The organism is Bacillus sp. SRL543, assembly GCF_984799205.1.
In genome coordinates this window covers 138,425-152,455 of sequence record NZ_OZ481794.1, presented here as the reverse complement: position 1 = coordinate 152,455, position 14,031 = coordinate 138,425, and the positions used below count along the sequence as shown (strand labels likewise).

25 protein-coding genes are annotated in these 14,031 nt (G+C 44.6%); all 25 read right to left on the bottom strand.

What is annotated here, in order from left to right; all coding sequences use genetic code 11:
* Positions 1–27: 27 nt before the first annotated feature.
* The 25 genes from map to tuf all read right to left on the bottom strand — a co-directional run bounded on the left by map (position 28) and on the right by tuf (position 13,992).
* Positions 28–774 carry a type I methionyl aminopeptidase gene (map, locus tag AC4E8B_RS00830; RefSeq protein ID WP_490216439.1) on the bottom strand — a complete coding sequence of 249 codons (747 nt, stop codon included), beginning with the start codon at positions 772–774 and terminating at the stop codon, positions 28–30.
* On the bottom strand, positions 774–1,424 hold the full coding sequence (locus AC4E8B_RS00825; RefSeq protein WP_490216437.1) for an adenylate kinase: 651 nt from the start codon (positions 1,422–1,424) through the stop codon (positions 774–776). The genes map and AC4E8B_RS00825 overlap by 1 nt, the downstream gene beginning before the upstream one ends.
* 59 nt (positions 1,425–1,483) lie before the next feature.
* On the bottom strand, positions 1,484–2,779 hold the full coding sequence (gene secY / locus AC4E8B_RS00820) for a preprotein translocase subunit SecY (protein ID WP_490216435.1): 1,296 nt from the start codon (positions 2,777–2,779) through the stop codon (positions 1,484–1,486).
* Positions 2,779–3,219, bottom strand: coding sequence for a 50S ribosomal protein L15 (gene rplO, locus AC4E8B_RS00815; RefSeq protein ID WP_426838255.1), 441 nt, complete (start codon positions 3,217–3,219; stop codon positions 2,779–2,781). Before rplO ends, secY begins: the two co-directional genes overlap by 1 nt.
* A 30-nt stretch (positions 3,220–3,249) precedes the next feature.
* The gene (gene rpmD / locus AC4E8B_RS00810; protein WP_009791311.1) at positions 3,250–3,432 is read right to left on the bottom strand and encodes a 50S ribosomal protein L30; all 183 of its coding nucleotides are present in this window, start codon (positions 3,430–3,432) and stop codon (positions 3,250–3,252) included.
* 13 nt (positions 3,433–3,445) lie between these two features.
* Positions 3,446–3,946: a 30S ribosomal protein S5 gene (gene rpsE, locus AC4E8B_RS00805; protein WP_009791312.1), complete on the bottom strand. Its 501-nt coding sequence runs from the start codon at positions 3,944–3,946 to the stop codon at positions 3,446–3,448.
* Between the two features lie 21 nt (positions 3,947–3,967).
* Positions 3,968–4,330 carry a 50S ribosomal protein L18 gene (gene rplR / locus AC4E8B_RS00800; RefSeq protein ID WP_490216432.1) on the bottom strand — a complete coding sequence of 121 codons (363 nt, stop codon included), beginning with the start codon at positions 4,328–4,330 and terminating at the stop codon, positions 3,968–3,970.
* A gap of 32 nt (positions 4,331–4,362) precedes the next feature.
* Positions 4,363–4,899 carry a 50S ribosomal protein L6 gene (gene rplF / locus AC4E8B_RS00795; RefSeq protein ID WP_009791314.1) on the bottom strand — a complete coding sequence of 179 codons (537 nt, stop codon included), beginning with the start codon at positions 4,897–4,899 and terminating at the stop codon, positions 4,363–4,365.
* Positions 4,900–4,929: 30 nt separating this feature from the next.
* Positions 4,930–5,328 (bottom strand): 30S ribosomal protein S8, encoded by a 399-nt coding sequence (gene rpsH, locus AC4E8B_RS00790; RefSeq protein WP_148977006.1) that lies wholly within the window; start codon positions 5,326–5,328, stop codon positions 4,930–4,932.
* 30 nt (positions 5,329–5,358) lie between these two features.
* The gene (locus AC4E8B_RS00785) at positions 5,359–5,544 is read right to left on the bottom strand and encodes a type Z 30S ribosomal protein S14 (RefSeq protein ID WP_015591971.1); all 186 of its coding nucleotides are present in this window, start codon (positions 5,542–5,544) and stop codon (positions 5,359–5,361) included.
* A gap of 25 nt (positions 5,545–5,569) precedes the next feature.
* Positions 5,570–6,109: a 50S ribosomal protein L5 gene (gene rplE / locus AC4E8B_RS00780; RefSeq protein ID WP_490216430.1), complete on the bottom strand. Its 540-nt coding sequence runs from the start codon at positions 6,107–6,109 to the stop codon at positions 5,570–5,572.
* 25 nt (positions 6,110–6,134) lie between these two features.
* On the bottom strand, positions 6,135–6,446 hold the full coding sequence (gene rplX, locus AC4E8B_RS00775; RefSeq protein ID WP_009791318.1) for a 50S ribosomal protein L24: 312 nt from the start codon (positions 6,444–6,446) through the stop codon (positions 6,135–6,137).
* Positions 6,447–6,479: 33 nt separating this feature from the next.
* Positions 6,480–6,848 (bottom strand): 50S ribosomal protein L14, encoded by a 369-nt coding sequence (gene rplN, locus AC4E8B_RS00770; protein ID WP_009791319.1) that lies wholly within the window; start codon positions 6,846–6,848, stop codon positions 6,480–6,482.
* 40 nt (positions 6,849–6,888) lie between these two features.
* The gene (rpsQ, locus tag AC4E8B_RS00765) at positions 6,889–7,152 is read right to left on the bottom strand and encodes a 30S ribosomal protein S17 (protein ID WP_009791320.1); all 264 of its coding nucleotides are present in this window, start codon (positions 7,150–7,152) and stop codon (positions 6,889–6,891) included.
* Between the two features lie 19 nt (positions 7,153–7,171).
* Positions 7,172–7,375 carry a 50S ribosomal protein L29 gene (gene rpmC / locus AC4E8B_RS00760; protein ID WP_003351417.1) on the bottom strand — a complete coding sequence of 68 codons (204 nt, stop codon included), beginning with the start codon at positions 7,373–7,375 and terminating at the stop codon, positions 7,172–7,174.
* Positions 7,365–7,799, bottom strand: a complete 435-nt coding sequence (gene rplP / locus AC4E8B_RS00755; protein ID WP_009791321.1) for a 50S ribosomal protein L16 — start codon at positions 7,797–7,799, stop codon at positions 7,365–7,367. Before rplP ends, rpmC begins: the two co-directional genes overlap by 11 nt.
* Before the next feature lies 1 nt (position 7,800).
* On the bottom strand, positions 7,801–8,457 hold the full coding sequence (gene rpsC, locus AC4E8B_RS00750) for a 30S ribosomal protein S3 (protein WP_490216429.1): 657 nt from the start codon (positions 8,455–8,457) through the stop codon (positions 7,801–7,803).
* A gap of 3 nt (positions 8,458–8,460) precedes the next feature.
* The gene (gene rplV, locus AC4E8B_RS00745) at positions 8,461–8,802 is read right to left on the bottom strand and encodes a 50S ribosomal protein L22 (RefSeq protein ID WP_009791323.1); all 342 of its coding nucleotides are present in this window, start codon (positions 8,800–8,802) and stop codon (positions 8,461–8,463) included.
* Between the two features lie 18 nt (positions 8,803–8,820).
* Positions 8,821–9,099: a 30S ribosomal protein S19 gene (gene rpsS / locus AC4E8B_RS00740; protein ID WP_148977005.1), complete on the bottom strand. Its 279-nt coding sequence runs from the start codon at positions 9,097–9,099 to the stop codon at positions 8,821–8,823.
* Positions 9,100–9,159: 60 nt separating this feature from the next.
* Positions 9,160–9,990: a 50S ribosomal protein L2 gene (gene rplB, locus AC4E8B_RS00735; RefSeq protein WP_490216428.1), complete on the bottom strand. Its 831-nt coding sequence runs from the start codon at positions 9,988–9,990 to the stop codon at positions 9,160–9,162.
* Between the two features lie 30 nt (positions 9,991–10,020).
* The gene (gene rplW / locus AC4E8B_RS00730; RefSeq protein WP_490219431.1) at positions 10,021–10,308 is read right to left on the bottom strand and encodes a 50S ribosomal protein L23; all 288 of its coding nucleotides are present in this window, start codon (positions 10,306–10,308) and stop codon (positions 10,021–10,023) included.
* Positions 10,305–10,928, bottom strand: a complete 624-nt coding sequence (rplD, locus tag AC4E8B_RS00725; RefSeq protein ID WP_490216427.1) for a 50S ribosomal protein L4 — start codon at positions 10,926–10,928, stop codon at positions 10,305–10,307. Before rplD ends, rplW begins: the two co-directional genes overlap by 4 nt.
* Before the next feature lie 28 nt (positions 10,929–10,956).
* A complete protein-coding gene (gene rplC, locus AC4E8B_RS00720; RefSeq protein WP_490216425.1) occupies positions 10,957–11,583 on the bottom strand; it encodes a 50S ribosomal protein L3 in 627 nt (208 codons plus the stop codon).
* A 36-nt stretch (positions 11,584–11,619) separates the two neighbouring features.
* Positions 11,620–11,928 carry a 30S ribosomal protein S10 gene (rpsJ, locus tag AC4E8B_RS00715; protein WP_490216424.1) on the bottom strand — a complete coding sequence of 103 codons (309 nt, stop codon included), beginning with the start codon at positions 11,926–11,928 and terminating at the stop codon, positions 11,620–11,622.
* Between the two features lie 876 nt (positions 11,929–12,804).
* Positions 12,805–13,992, bottom strand: coding sequence for an elongation factor Tu (tuf, locus tag AC4E8B_RS00710; protein WP_490216422.1), 1,188 nt, complete (start codon positions 13,990–13,992; stop codon positions 12,805–12,807).
* Positions 13,993–14,031: the final 39 nt, after the last annotated feature.

The window sequence follows — 14,031 nt, the reverse complement described above, 5'->3', positions numbered from 1 at the left end:
AATCAGCCAATGCTATTCACCTGCACATCAAGCTTTAGTGAGGATTTCATAGCCTGTTTCAGTGATGGCAATGGTATGCTCAAAATGCGCACACATGCTGCCGTCCACTGTAACAACTGTCCAGTCATCAGCCAGGGTATTTACAAACCTGCTTCCGGCGTTGACCATCGGCTCGATGCACAGCACCATCCCCGGTTTAAGCACCGGCCCTTTGTTGGGCGGACCATAGTGAGGGATTTGCGGTTCCTCATGTAAGTCTTGCCCGATTCCGTGGCCGACATACTCACGCACAATGGAAAAACCGTTTGCTTCCGCATACGTCTGAATCGCATGAGAGATGTTCGATAAACGTACATCCGGCTTTGACTCTTTAAGGCCTTCATACAATGACTGCTCTGTGACATCCAGCAGCTGCTGGACTTGGCTGTCAACATTGCCTACAGGGTAGGTCCAGGCGGAATCGCCATGGTAGCCATTATATTTTGCACCAATATCGATGCTGATAATGTCGCCGTCATTTAGCACCCGATCCCCGGGAATCCCGTGGACAAGTTCATTGTTCACAGATGCACAGATGCTGCCACGAAAACCATTATAACCTTTAAAAGAAGGAATTGCATCATGCTGGCGTATAAACGCCTCGGCAATTGTATCCAGCTCTCCGGTAGTAATGCCCGGTGCAACATGCTTCTGCAGCTCCTGGTGAGTCAGGGCCACAATACGGCCTGCTTCACGCATGATTGCAATTTCACCCGGTGTTTTGCAAATGATCATTAATGCAGGCTCCTGAGGAGTGCATCAAGGTCAGTGAACACCTTGGAAATTTCCTGCTGTCCATCAATATTGCGCAGATACCCTTTTGTTTCATAGAAATCAAGAAGGGGCTTCGTCTGCTTAATATTGACATCAAGGCGGTTTTTAACGGTTTCGGCGTTATCATCAGCACGCTGATAAAGTTCGCCGCCGCACCGGTCGCATTCGTCTGACTTTGCTGGAGGATTGAATACCAGATGGTATGTGGCCCCGCAGTTCTTGCAGATGCGTCTGCCAGTCAGGCGCTCCATTAAAATGCTTTGATCAACATCAATGTTGATGACATAGTCAATCTTTTTATCCAGTTCAGAAAGAATGTCTTCAAGGGCATCAGCCTGGGCAACCGTCCTCGGGAAGCCATCAAGCAAAAAGCCTTTGTTGCAGTCTTCCTTGCTTAGCCTCTCGCGGACAATGCCGATTGTCACCTGGTCAGGGACAAGCTCGCCTTTATCCATGAAAGATTTAGCTTCTAAACCTAGTTCCGTGCCTTCTTTAATAGCTGCACGAAACATATCTCCTGTTGAGATATGAGGGATGCCGTACTTCTCGACAATTTTCTCGGCTTGTGTACCTTTGCCGGCACCTGGGAGCCCCATCAATACTAAATTCACAAGATTTCCCCCTCAGTCTCTAATAAGGTTAATGGGAACTAAAAGTTCCCAAAACCGAATTATTTTATGAAACCTTTATAATGACGCTTAACCATTTGGGCTTCAAGCTGCTTCATTGTTTCGAGCGCAACACCCACAACAATCAGAAGGCTTGTTCCGCCAATCTGGGCTGATTGCGGCAGTCCGGCGAAATTAATGAAGAAAACCGGAAGGATCGCAATGGCAGTCAAGAAAAGCGCACCGACAAATGTCAAACGATATAAGACACGAGTCAGATATTCCTGAGTGTTTTTACCTGGGCGTATACCCGGGATATAGCCGCCTTGCTTTTTCAAGTTGTCGGCAACCTGCTCCGGATTCACCTGGATAAAAGCATAGAAATACGTAAAGGCGATGATCAATGCACTGTACACGATCATACCAATTGGGTGTGTATAGTCGAACACTCTTTGGATCCACATCGTCACATCATTCTGCTCAAAGAAAGAAGCGATCGTTCTTGGCGTTACGATGAACGACACAGCAAAGATGACTGGAATAACTCCGGCTGCATTCACCTTTAACGGCAAATGAGTTGATTGTCCGCCCGCAGGATTGCCTCCTGTGGCCATACGCTTGGCGTACTGAATCGGAATTTTCCTTAAAGCCTGCTGGATGAAGATCGTTCCAACAATGATGGCAATAACTGCAATCAGGATCAATACTACTGTAATGATGCTGAGGAAAAGCTGCTCACCTGCATCTTCAATTTTCTGGGCGTAGATCTGGTTGACCGTTGAAGGTATGGCCGCTACGATACCAGCAAAAATGAGAATGGAAATGCCGTTCCCGACACCTTTGGATGTGATCTGCTCTCCTAGCCACATTAAGAAGGCCGTTCCTGCTGTCAGTACAGTTGCAATCAAAAGGTAAGTTCCGACGCCAGGATTTTCAATCAGCATGCCGCCAGCCATGTTATTAAAGCCGTAAGACATACCCAGCGCCTGGATGAATCCAAGCACGATTGTAAAGTAGCGGGTAAATTGAGCCAATTTACGGCGCCCCACTTCCCCTTGCTTTGACCATTCAGTAAACTTCGGGACTACGTCCATCTGCAATAGCTGAATGATGATCGAAGCCGTGATATACGGCATGATCCCCATTGCAAGGATAGAGAAGTTGAGAAGCGCTCCTCCGCCGAATGTATTCAGGATACCGAATACGCTCAAGTCATCCTGTGCTTTTAACAGATCAGCATTCACATGCGGTACAGGAATGAATGTACCGATGCGGAATACGATCAGCATTAAAAGGGTGAATAGGATCTTTCGTCTTATATCACCCACGCGCATAAAATTGGAGATTGTCTGAAACATTAGATCACCTCTGTTTGACCGCCGGCAGCTTCAATAGCTTCCTTTGCAGCAGAGGAGAATTTATGAGCTTTAACAGTAAGCTTTTTCTCTACTTTGCCTTTAGCAAGAATTTTCACTCCTGCTTTTTCGTTGCTTACGACTCCTGTTTCGATAAGAAGTTCTGGTGTAACTTCTGTTCCGTCTTCAAAACGGTTAAGAGCATCAAGGTTAACAACTGCATATTCTTTGCGGTTGATGTTTGTGAAACCGCGCTTAGGCAAGCGTCGGAATAAAGGTGTTTGACCACCTTCGAAACCAAGACGTACACCGCCGCCTGAACGTGCGTTTTGACCTTTATGACCTTTACCAGCAGTTTTACCATTGCCTGAACCGATACCGCGACCTTTGCGCTTGCGTTCTTGACGAGAACCCTCTGCAGGTTTTAATTCATGAAGTTTCATTTTGGCACCTCCTTATTGAAAAAATCGAACTTATTTCTCAGAGACCTTTACAAGGTGAGCAACCTTGTTGATCATGCCGCGGATAGCAGCATTATCCTGGTGCTCAACTGTTTGGTTCATCTTACGTAATCCTAGAGCTTTAACTGTTTCGCGCTGGTCTTGAGGACGACCAATCACGCTGCGAGTGAGGGTAACTTCTAGTTTATTCGCCATTTGATTTCCCTCCTTATCCTAACAGTTCTTCTACTGATTTACCGCGTAACTTAGCTACGTCTTCAGCACGTTTTAAGTTATTTAGTCCTTCAAGAGTTGCGCGAACCATGTTGATTGGTGTGTTTGTGCCTAATGACTTAGACAGGATATCAGCTACACCAGCCAATTCAAGAACCGCACGAACCGGACCACCAGCGATAACTCCAGTACCTTCAGAAGCAGGCTTCAAAAGGATTTCGCCAGCACCGAAATGACCGATGATTTGGTGTGGAATAGTTGTTCCAACCATAGGTACTTCGATAAGGTTTTTCTTAGCATCTTCAATTGCTTTGCGGATGGCATCTGGAACTTCCTGAGCTTTACCAGTACCAAAGCCAACATGTCCGTTCTTATCGCCTACTACTACTAGAGCAGTAAAACGGAAACGACGTCCACCTTTAACAACTTTCGCTACACGATTGATTGTAACTACGCGTTCTTCAAGTTCAAGTTTGTTTGGGTCAATACGAAGCATCTTTATGTGTCCCTCCTTCTATTAAAATTCTAAGCCGTTTTCACGAGCAGCATCTGCCAAAGCTTTAACACGTCCGTGATAAAGGTAGCCTCCGCGGTCAAATACGACAGCTTTAACTCCTTTTTCAACAGCGCGCTTAGCAACTAGTTCTCCAACCTTAACAGCAGCATCTGTATTGCCTGAAGCAGTAAGTTCAACTTCTTTATCAAGTGTTGAAGCACTTGCAACAGTCACACTGTTCACATCATCGATCAGCTGAGCATAGATATGCTTGTTAGAGCGGAACACGTTTAAACGAGGACGAGCTTCAGTACCGCTAAGTTTAGAACGCACGCGGGCATGTCTTTTTTTGCGGACTTGATTTTTATCAGCCTTCGTAATCATTTAGGTCACTCCTTTCGTTTGCCTATGCGGCATTACTTACCTGTTTTACCTTCTTTGCGACGCACATATTCGCCTTCGTAGCGGATACCTTTACCTTTGTAAGGCTCTGGAGGACGAACGTCACGAATGTTAGCAGCAAGTGCACCAACACGTTCTTTGCTTGTGCCTTTTACGATAACCTTCGTGTTAGAAGGCACTTCGATCTCGATTCCTTCTTCAGGAACGATTTCAACAGGGTGAGAGTAGCCAACGTTCAGGATCAGGTTCTTCCCTTGCTTTTGAGCACGGTAACCGACACCGATAAGCTCCAGCCCTCTTTCAAATCCTTTAGAAACACCTTCAACCATGTTTGCGATCAGGGCGCGAGTAGTTCCGTGCAGTGCGCGGTGCTCTTTCGCTTCTGATGGACGGGAAACATTGATGATGTTCTCTTCCACGCTGATAGCCATGTCAGGGCTGAATGAACGAGTCAATTCGCCTTTAGGGCCTTTGACTGTCACATTGTTATTATCTACAGTGATTGTAACTCCACTTGGAATTTCAATTGGTTTTTTACCTACGCGAGACATTTATTGCACCTCCATTCTTGAGAAACTCTATTACCAAACGTATGCTAATACTTCTCCGCCAGCTTGCTTAGCGCGGGCTTCTTTATCTGTAAGAACTCCTTGAGAAGTAGATACTAATGCGATTCCTAGACCGTTTAACACGCGAGGAACTTCGTTTGATTTTGCATATACACGAAGACCAGGCTTACTGATGCGCTTAAGACCAGTGATAACGCGCTCATTGTTTGCACCGTATTTAAGGAAAATGCGGATGATGCCTTGTTTATTGTCTTCGATAAACTCAACATCACGTACGAAACCTTCACGCTTAAGGATTTCAGCGATTTCTTTCTTGATATTAGAAGCAGGAACCTCTAATTTTTCGTGACGTACCATATTCGCATTACGGATGCGTGTAAGCAAATCTGCAATTGGATCTGTCATGACCATTGTTTTTACCTCCTTCCCAGACTTTGGGTTTTACCAGCTAGCTTTTTTCACACCAGGAATTTGTCCTTTGTATGCTAATTCACGGAAACAGATACGGCAAAGCTTAAATTTACGGTATACAGAATGTGGACGCCCGCAGCGTTCGCAGCGAGTGTATTCTTGTACCGGATGTTTAGGCGTGCGTTTTTGTTTCGCAATCATTGACTTTTTAGCCACGTTGTCGCCTCCCTCTATTTAGCGATTACTTTTGGAATGGCATTCCAAATTGAGTTAAAAGTTCACGAGCTTCTTCATCTGTGTTAGCTGTAGTAACGATAACGATATCCATACCACGAACTTTGCTTACCTTATCGTAATCAATCTCAGGGAAGATTAACTGTTCTTTCACACCAAGAGTGTAGTTGCCGCGGCCGTCAAAGGATTTCTTTGAGATCCCGCGGAAGTCACGTACACGTGGAAGAGATACAGATACTAATTTATCGAAAAACTCGTACATGCGCTCTCCGCGCAGTGTAACTTTCGCACCGATAGGCATGCCTTCACGAAGACGGAACCCTGCGATTGATTTTTTAGCACGGGTTACAACTGGCTTTTGACCGCTGATAACCGCAAGCTCTTCAACAGCATTGTCAAGCGACTTTGCGTTTGCAACAGCATCGCCGACACCCATGTTGATAACGATTTTGTCAAGCTTTGGTACTTGCATGATTGATTCGTAGTTAAACTTGCTCATAAGAGCAGGTGTAATTTCTTTTGAAAACTTCTCTTTTAGGCGGTTCATTCTTGTACCTCCCTTCTTCAGTTACTTATTTATCTAGAACTTCACCGGATTTTTTCGCAACGCGAACTTTCTTGCCATCAACCTCTTTGTAACCAACACGTGTCGGGTTACCTGACTTAGGGTCGATTGGCATCACGTTTGATACATGAATAGGTGCTTCTTGGCTGATGATTCCGCCTTGCGGATTCACTTGGGATGGCTTAGAGTGCTTCTTTACTACGTTCACACCTTCAACAAGCACACGGCTTTGTTTAGGGAAAGCAGCAAGGATCACACCTGATTTGCCTTTATCCTTACCAGAAATGACCATGACTTTGTCACCTTTTTTTACATGCATCTGTCGCACCTCCTTAAAGGCAATTTGTTTGAATTATAGTACTTCTGGAGCTAGTGATACGATTTTCATAAAGTTGCTGTCGCGCAATTCACGTGCAACCGGGCCAAATATACGAGTTCCGCGTGGGCCCTTATCGTCACGGATAATTACACATGCGTTTTCATCAAAACGGATGTAAGTACCGTCGTCACGGCGAACACCGCGCTTAGTTCTAACGATAACTGCTTTCACGACGTCACCTTTTTTAACAACGCCACCTGGTGTTGCTTGTTTTACAGTACAAACGATAACATCACCGATATTAGCTGTCTTGCGGCCAGAGCCACCAAGGACTTTAATTGTCAGTACTTCACGAGCACCTGAATTGTCAGCAACTTTCAAACGTGATTCTTGTTGAATCATGCGTGTAACCTCCCTTCGGGATGAAGCTTATTCCGAACCATTAGATTATAACTGCTTTTTCTACTACTTCTACAAGACGGAAGCGTTTAGTCGCAGAAAGTGGACGAGTTTCCATAATACGAACGACATCGCCAATTTTTGCTTCGTTTTGCTCATCATGAGCTTTGAACTTTTTAGAGTACTTAACGCGCTTACCATAGAGCGTGTGCTTTTTGTAAGTTTCAACAAGAACTGTGACTGTTTTGTCCATCTTGTCGGAAACAACGCGTCCAGTGTAAACCTTGCGTTGGTTACGTTCACTCATTGTGCGAACCTCCTATCAATTATCGATTGTTAACGCCGATCTCTCTCTCACGAATAACAGTTTTCATGCGAGCAATCGCTTTGCGTACTTCACGAATGCGAGCTGTATTTTCAAGTTGTCCAGTCGCCAATTGAAAGCGCAGGTTGAATAGCTCTTCTTTTAAAGATTTTACTTTTTGTTCTATTTCAGCAGTGGTAAGGTCACGAATTTCATTAGCTTTCATTTGATTCACCACCAATTTCTTCTCGTTTTACAAACTTGCACTTTACAGGAAGTTTGTGTGATGCAAGACGTAATGCTTCACGAGCTACCTCTTCAGATACGCCGGCAATTTCAAACATGATCTTCCCTGGCTTGACTACTGCCACCCATCCTTCAGGAGCACCTTTACCAGAACCCATCCGGACTTCTAGAGGCTTTGCAGTGTAAGGCTTGTGAGGGAAGATATTGATCCATACTTTACCGCCACGTTTCATGTAACGAGTCATCGCGATACGGGCAGATTCAATCTGACGGTTTGTGATCCAAGAAGCTTCAAGAGCTTGAAGGCCAAATTCACCGAAGTTCACTTCAGTACCGCCTTTTGATTGTCCACGCATTTTTCCGCGGTGTACACGGCGATACTTAACGCGTTTTGGCAATAACATATTATTTGCCTCCTTCCTCAGTTTTCTTCTTTGTAGGAAGCACCTCTCCACGATAGATCCATACTTTAACGCCTAATTTACCGTATGTTGTGTCTGCTTCTGCAGTAGCATAGTCGATATCAGCACGAAGTGTATGAAGTGGAACAGTACCTTCGCTGTAAGATTCAGAACGAGCGATATCAGCACCGCCAAGACGGCCAGATACCATTGTTTTGATACCTTTAGCGCCAGCGCGCATTGCACGTTGGATAACTTGCTTTTGAGCACGACGGAAAGATACACGGTTTTCCAATTGGCGGGCAATGTTTTCCGCAACTAATTTCGCGTCGATGTCTGCTTTTTTGATTTCAAGGATGTTGATGTGAACACGTTTGCCAGTAAGTGAGTTAAGAGCTTTACGAAGAGCTTCAACTTCAGAACCGCCTTTACCGATAACCATACCAGGCTTAGCAGTGTGGATAGTGATGTTTAAACGGTTAGCTGCACGCTCGATCTCAACTTTAGAAAGTGATGCATCGCTTAAACGCTTCGTAATGTACTCACGCACTTTAAGGTCTTCGTGTAAAAGATCAGCATAGTCTTTGCCTGCGAACCATTTGGACTCCCAATCACGGATGACACCGATTCGCAAACCGACTGGATTTACTTTTTGACCCACTGATTATCCCTCCTTCTTTTCTGATAAAACGATAGTAATATGACTAGTACGTTTGTTGATTGCACTTGCACGGCCCATAGCACGTGGACGGAAACGCTTCAAAGTCGGTCCCTCGTCAACGAATACTTGAGATACTACTAAATTGTTTACGTCCATTTCGTAGTTATGCTCAGCGTTTGCCAATGCGGATTTCAATAATTTTTCAACGACAGGAGAAGCTGCTTTTGGCGTATGGTTTAAGATAGCCACCGCTTCACCTACTTGCTTACCTCGAATTAAATCTACGACTAAACGAGCTTTACGAGGAGCAATACGAACTGTTCTTGCAACAGCTTTAGCTTGCATCAGGATGCCCTCCTCTCATTAACGTCTTGTTTTCTTGTCATCATTGCCATGGCCTTTGTAAGTACGAGATGGAGCGAATTCTCCAAGCTTGTGCCCTACCATGTCTTCTGTCACATATACAGGTACATGTTTACGACCATCATAAACTGCGATAGTGTGACCGATGAATTGCGGGAAGATCGTAGAACGGCGTGACCAAGTTTTTACTACTTGCTTGCCTTCGTTTTCATTTAACTTTTCGATCTTTGTAATTAAATGCTCATCAACAAAAGGTCCTTTTTTTAAGCTGCGACCCATGATTGAACCTCCCTTCGTGATCGTTCTACGGTTCTCTTGTGGAACCGTAGCTCAATCCCGTTATTTTTTACGGCGACGTACGATAAACTTGTCGGATTTGCTTTTCTTCTTACGTGTTTTGGCACCAAGAGTTGGTTTGCCCCAAGGTGACATTGGTGATTTACGTCCGATAGGAGCGCGTCCTTCACCACCACCGTGCGGGTGATCATTCGGGTTCATAACAGAACCACGGACAGTTGGGCGCTTGCCTAACCAGCGTGAACGACCGGCTTTACCGATGTTGATCAGTTCGTGCTGCTCGTTGCCGACTTGGCCCACTGTAGCGCGGCAAGTAGCAAGGATCATGCGAACTTCTCCAGAGTTTAAACGAACCAGAACATATTTGCCTTCTTTACCCAATACTTGAGCAGAAGTACCGGCTGAACGTACAAGCTGTCCGCCTTTGCCAGGTTTCAGTTCGATGTTGTGGATAACAGTACCCACTGGAATGTTTGCAAGTGGAAGTGCATTACCCACTTTGATATCAGCTTCAGGTCCAGACATTACTTCAGAGCCCACAGAAAGATTCTTAGGAGCAAGGATGTAGCGCTTTTCTCCATCCACGTAGTTGACTAGCGCGATGTTGGCTGAACGGTTTGGATCGTATTCGATCGTAGCAACGCGTCCTGGAATGCCATCTTTATCACGTTTGAAATCGATGATGCGATATTGACGTTTATGTCCGCCGCCTTGGTGACGAACTGTTAACTTACCTTGGTTGTTGCGGCCGCCTTTACGCTTTAAAGGAGCAAGCAGTGACTTTTCCGGCTTGTCAGTAGTGATCTCAGCAAAGTCAGAAGTAGTCATTCCGCGACGACCGTTGGAGGTAGGTTTATACTTTTTAATCGCCATTTCGTTTCCCTCCTCTTCTAGTTATGGTTATTAGACTTCAAAGAATTCGATTTCTTTGCTGTCCGCAGTTAGTTTAACGATAGCTTTACGGCGTTTGTTTGTATAGCCGCCGAATTTACCCATGCGCTTGAACTTACCTTTGTAGTTCATGATGTTTACTTTCTCAACTTTTACGCCAAAGATTTCTTCAACAGAAACTTTAACTTGAGTTTTGTTAGCTCTAACATCAACTTCAAAAGTATACTTTTTGTCAGCCATCAGGTCAGTAGAACGTTCAGTGATAACGGGGCGCTTAATGATATCGCGTGCATCCATTATGCAAGCACCTCCTCTACTTTTTCAACCGCTGCTTTAGTCATGATAAGCTTATCATGGCTTAGAACATCCAAAACGCTTACGCCTGTTGCAGTTACAACAGTCACCCCAGGGATATTACGTGCAGACAATGCTACGTTCTCATCAAGATCAGCTGTTACGATAAGAGCTTTCTTATCAACAGACAGTCCTGTAAGGACACCCTTGAAGTCTTTTGTTTTAGGAGTTTCTAAAGCAAGGTTTTCTAATACTAGAATGTTTTCTTCTGCAACCTTAGATGAGAGTGCAGATTTAATTGCTAAACGGCGTACCTTTTTAGGCAGCTTATAGCTGTAGCTGCGTGGAGTAGGACCGAATACTGTACCGCCTCCGCGCCATTGTGGTGAACGGATGGAACCTTGACGAGCGCGTCCAGTTCCTTTTTGGCGCCATGGCTTGCGTCCGCCGCCGGCTACTTCAGAACGAATTTTAGTTTTATGAGTTCCTTGACGTAAAGAAGCTCTTTGCATTACAACAGCTTCGAATAATACGTGGTTGTTAGGCTCAATACCGAAGATGGTTTCGTTAAGTTCGATTTCTCCAACTTGTGAACCAGCTTGGTTTAACAATGCTACTTTAGGCATTCTATTTCCTCCTTTCTGACTGGATTAATTATGCTTTAACCGCAGTTTTAATTTTAAGAAGAGCTTTCTTCGCTCCAGGTACGTTTCCTTTGATCAGAAGCAGGTTGCGTTCTGCATCAATTTTAACGATTTCCAGGTTTTGAACAGTGATCTGGTCTCCGCCCATGCGCCCTGGCAATGCTTTGCCTTTGAATACACGGTTAGGAGCTACAGGTCCCATTGAACCAGGACGACGGTGGTAGCGTGAACCGTGAGACATAGGTCCGCGTGATTGTCCGTGGCGCTTGATAGAGCCTTGGAAACCTTTACCTTTAGAGATTCCTGTTACATCAACAGTATCGCCTTCTGCAAAAATACCTACTTTGACTTCTTGACCAACTTCATATGCTGCTAAGTCTACTCCGCGGAATTCGCGAACGAAGCGCTTAGGAGCAGTATCAGCTTTTGCGACATGTCCTTGTTCAGGTTTGTTGGAAAGCTTTTCACGCTTATCTTCAAAGCCAAGCTGGATTGCTTCATATCCGTCAGCTTCAACAGATTTAACTTGAAGAACAACGTTTCCTGTAGCTTCAACAACAGTTACCGGGATAAGGTCGCCGTTTTCAGCAAATACTTGAGTCATACCGATCTTTCTTCCTAAGATTCCTTTGGTCATTAGTCACACCTCCTGAGAATTTAGTTATTTATTTCATTATAATTTAATTTCGATATCTACACCTGACGGCAGGTCTAAACGCATCAGTGAATCAACTGTTTGTGGAGTTGGGTTGATGATGTCGATAAGACGCTTATGCGTACGCATTTCGAACTGCTCACGTGAATCTTTGTACTTATGGACCGCACGAAGGATCGTGTAAATTGACTTATCAGTCGGCAATGGGATCGGGCCGGACACAGCCGCACCTGAACGCTTTGCAGTTTCAACAATCTTTTCAGCAGACTGATCAAGGATTCTGTGATCATACGCTTTTAAACGGATACGAATTTTTTGTTTTGCCATTATTTTCCCTCCTTTTCGCCTATATTGTTATAGACATTCTCCGTGAAAATTTCCCACACACTCGCCATGGCAAAGCGGCCGGGTGTGTCAGCAACCTTTCACTTCATCGCAGTCAAAGACCAACATTGTCTATTATACAGAAACCATTTAAGAAATGCAACATGAAATGTTATATTCTTTTATGTTTCGCACACTTTTACTATTATAGCGGTTTAGCTTCTCCTTTTCAAGGGGATGGGGAGAAGTCTAACAATTTGGAATGGCTGCCGACTTATTTCTGCCCGTACATATGCAGGATTGATACTCTAACCCACTGCATTGGTATGTAAACTTACGGCCGTGCATACTAACTCACTTCGTGTTTCTTCTATATTATACCGGTCAAAGTCAAAGAGACAGAATCTGTGAATATAATACTTTCTAGTGCATTTCTATAGAACCATCATAAGAGCAACGGTCAGATGAAGACAGACTCTGGCTTGCATCCCTAAATTGTACTTCAAATATTAAATGGTGATAACCTTACAGGAGTCCTGGCTGGCTAATGAAACATTGTCCGGAATCTGCGTTCGCTTTAATTTTACAGGCGACATTAACATAACACAGAACAAAATCGCCAGCGCCTTGATCACCCTTAAGGAACGCACGCCACATCCTGCAGCAAAGCCTGCATGCCTCTAATCCTGGGGCCTTATGAAAATCCTCCCGGAATGCATTCTTTGCCTTTTGGGCGGTTTGGCTTGAGACCTCGGCGCAGCTGCTGATCGTTATTCAAGACATAATAAATATCAACAAGACTTACAATTTAAAAATTCCTAAATAAAAAAAGAAGCAGAAGGATTAGATCCTCCTGCTTCTTTATATATCAATCAAAGATTACTCAGTGATTGTAGCAACAACGCCAGCGCCTACAGTACGTCCACCCTCACGGATAGAGAACTTAGTACCTTCTTCGATAGCGATTGGAGCGATAAGCTCAACAGTCATTTCGATGTTGTCGCCAGGCATAACCATTTCTACACCTTCAGGAAGGTTGCAGATACCAGTTACGTCAGTTGTACGGAAGTAGAACTGAGGGCGGTAGTTAGTGAAGAATGGAGTGTGACGTCCACCTTCTTCTTTAGAAAGAACGTAAACTTCAGCTTTGAATTTTACGTGTGGAGTGATTGAGCCTGGCTTAGCCAAAACTTGACCACGCTGGATGTCTTCACGTGCTACACCACGAAGAAGAGCACCGATGTTGTCTCCAGCTTCTGCAAAGTCAAGAAGCTTACGGAACATTTCAACACCTGTTACAGTTGTTGATTTTGGCTCTTCAGTAAGACCGATGATTTCGATTACGTCACCGACTTTAACCTGTCCACGCTCAACACGTCCTGTAGCAACAGTACCACGGCCAGTGATTGAGAATACATCCTCAACAGGCATCATGAATGGCTTGTCAGTGTCACGTGTTGGTGTTGGGATGTACTCATCAACTGCAGCCATAAGCTCGTTGATTTTCTCTTCCCAAGCAGCGTCGCCTTCAAGAGCTTTAAGAGCAGAACCTTTGATTACAGGAATGTCATCGCCAGGGAACTCATACTCAGTAAGAAGATCACGGATTTCCATTTCTACTAGTTCAAGAAGCTCTTCGTCGTCAACCATGTCACACTTGTTCATGAATACAACAAGGTAAGGAACACCTACTTGACGAGAAAGAAGGATGTGCTCACGAGTTTGTGGCATTGGGCCGTCAGAAGCAGATACTACTAGGATACCGCCGTCCATTTGAGCAGCACCAGTGATCATGTTCTTAACATAGTCAGCGTGTCCTGGGCAGTCAACGTGTGCGTAGTGACGGCTCTCAGTTTCGTACTCAACGTGTGCAGTAGAGATTGTGATACCACGTTCTCTTTCTTCTGGAGCACCATCGATTTGGTCATAAGCGCGTGCTTCTGCTCCACCAGTCTTAGAAAGAACTGTTGTGATTGCAGCTGTTAGAGTTGTTTTACCGTGGTCGACGTGACCAATTGTACCAATATTAACGTGGGGTTTTGAACGGTCGAATTTAGCTTTACCCATTAGGAAAATCCTCCTTTGATTTTAAAAAGTTAAGTATTT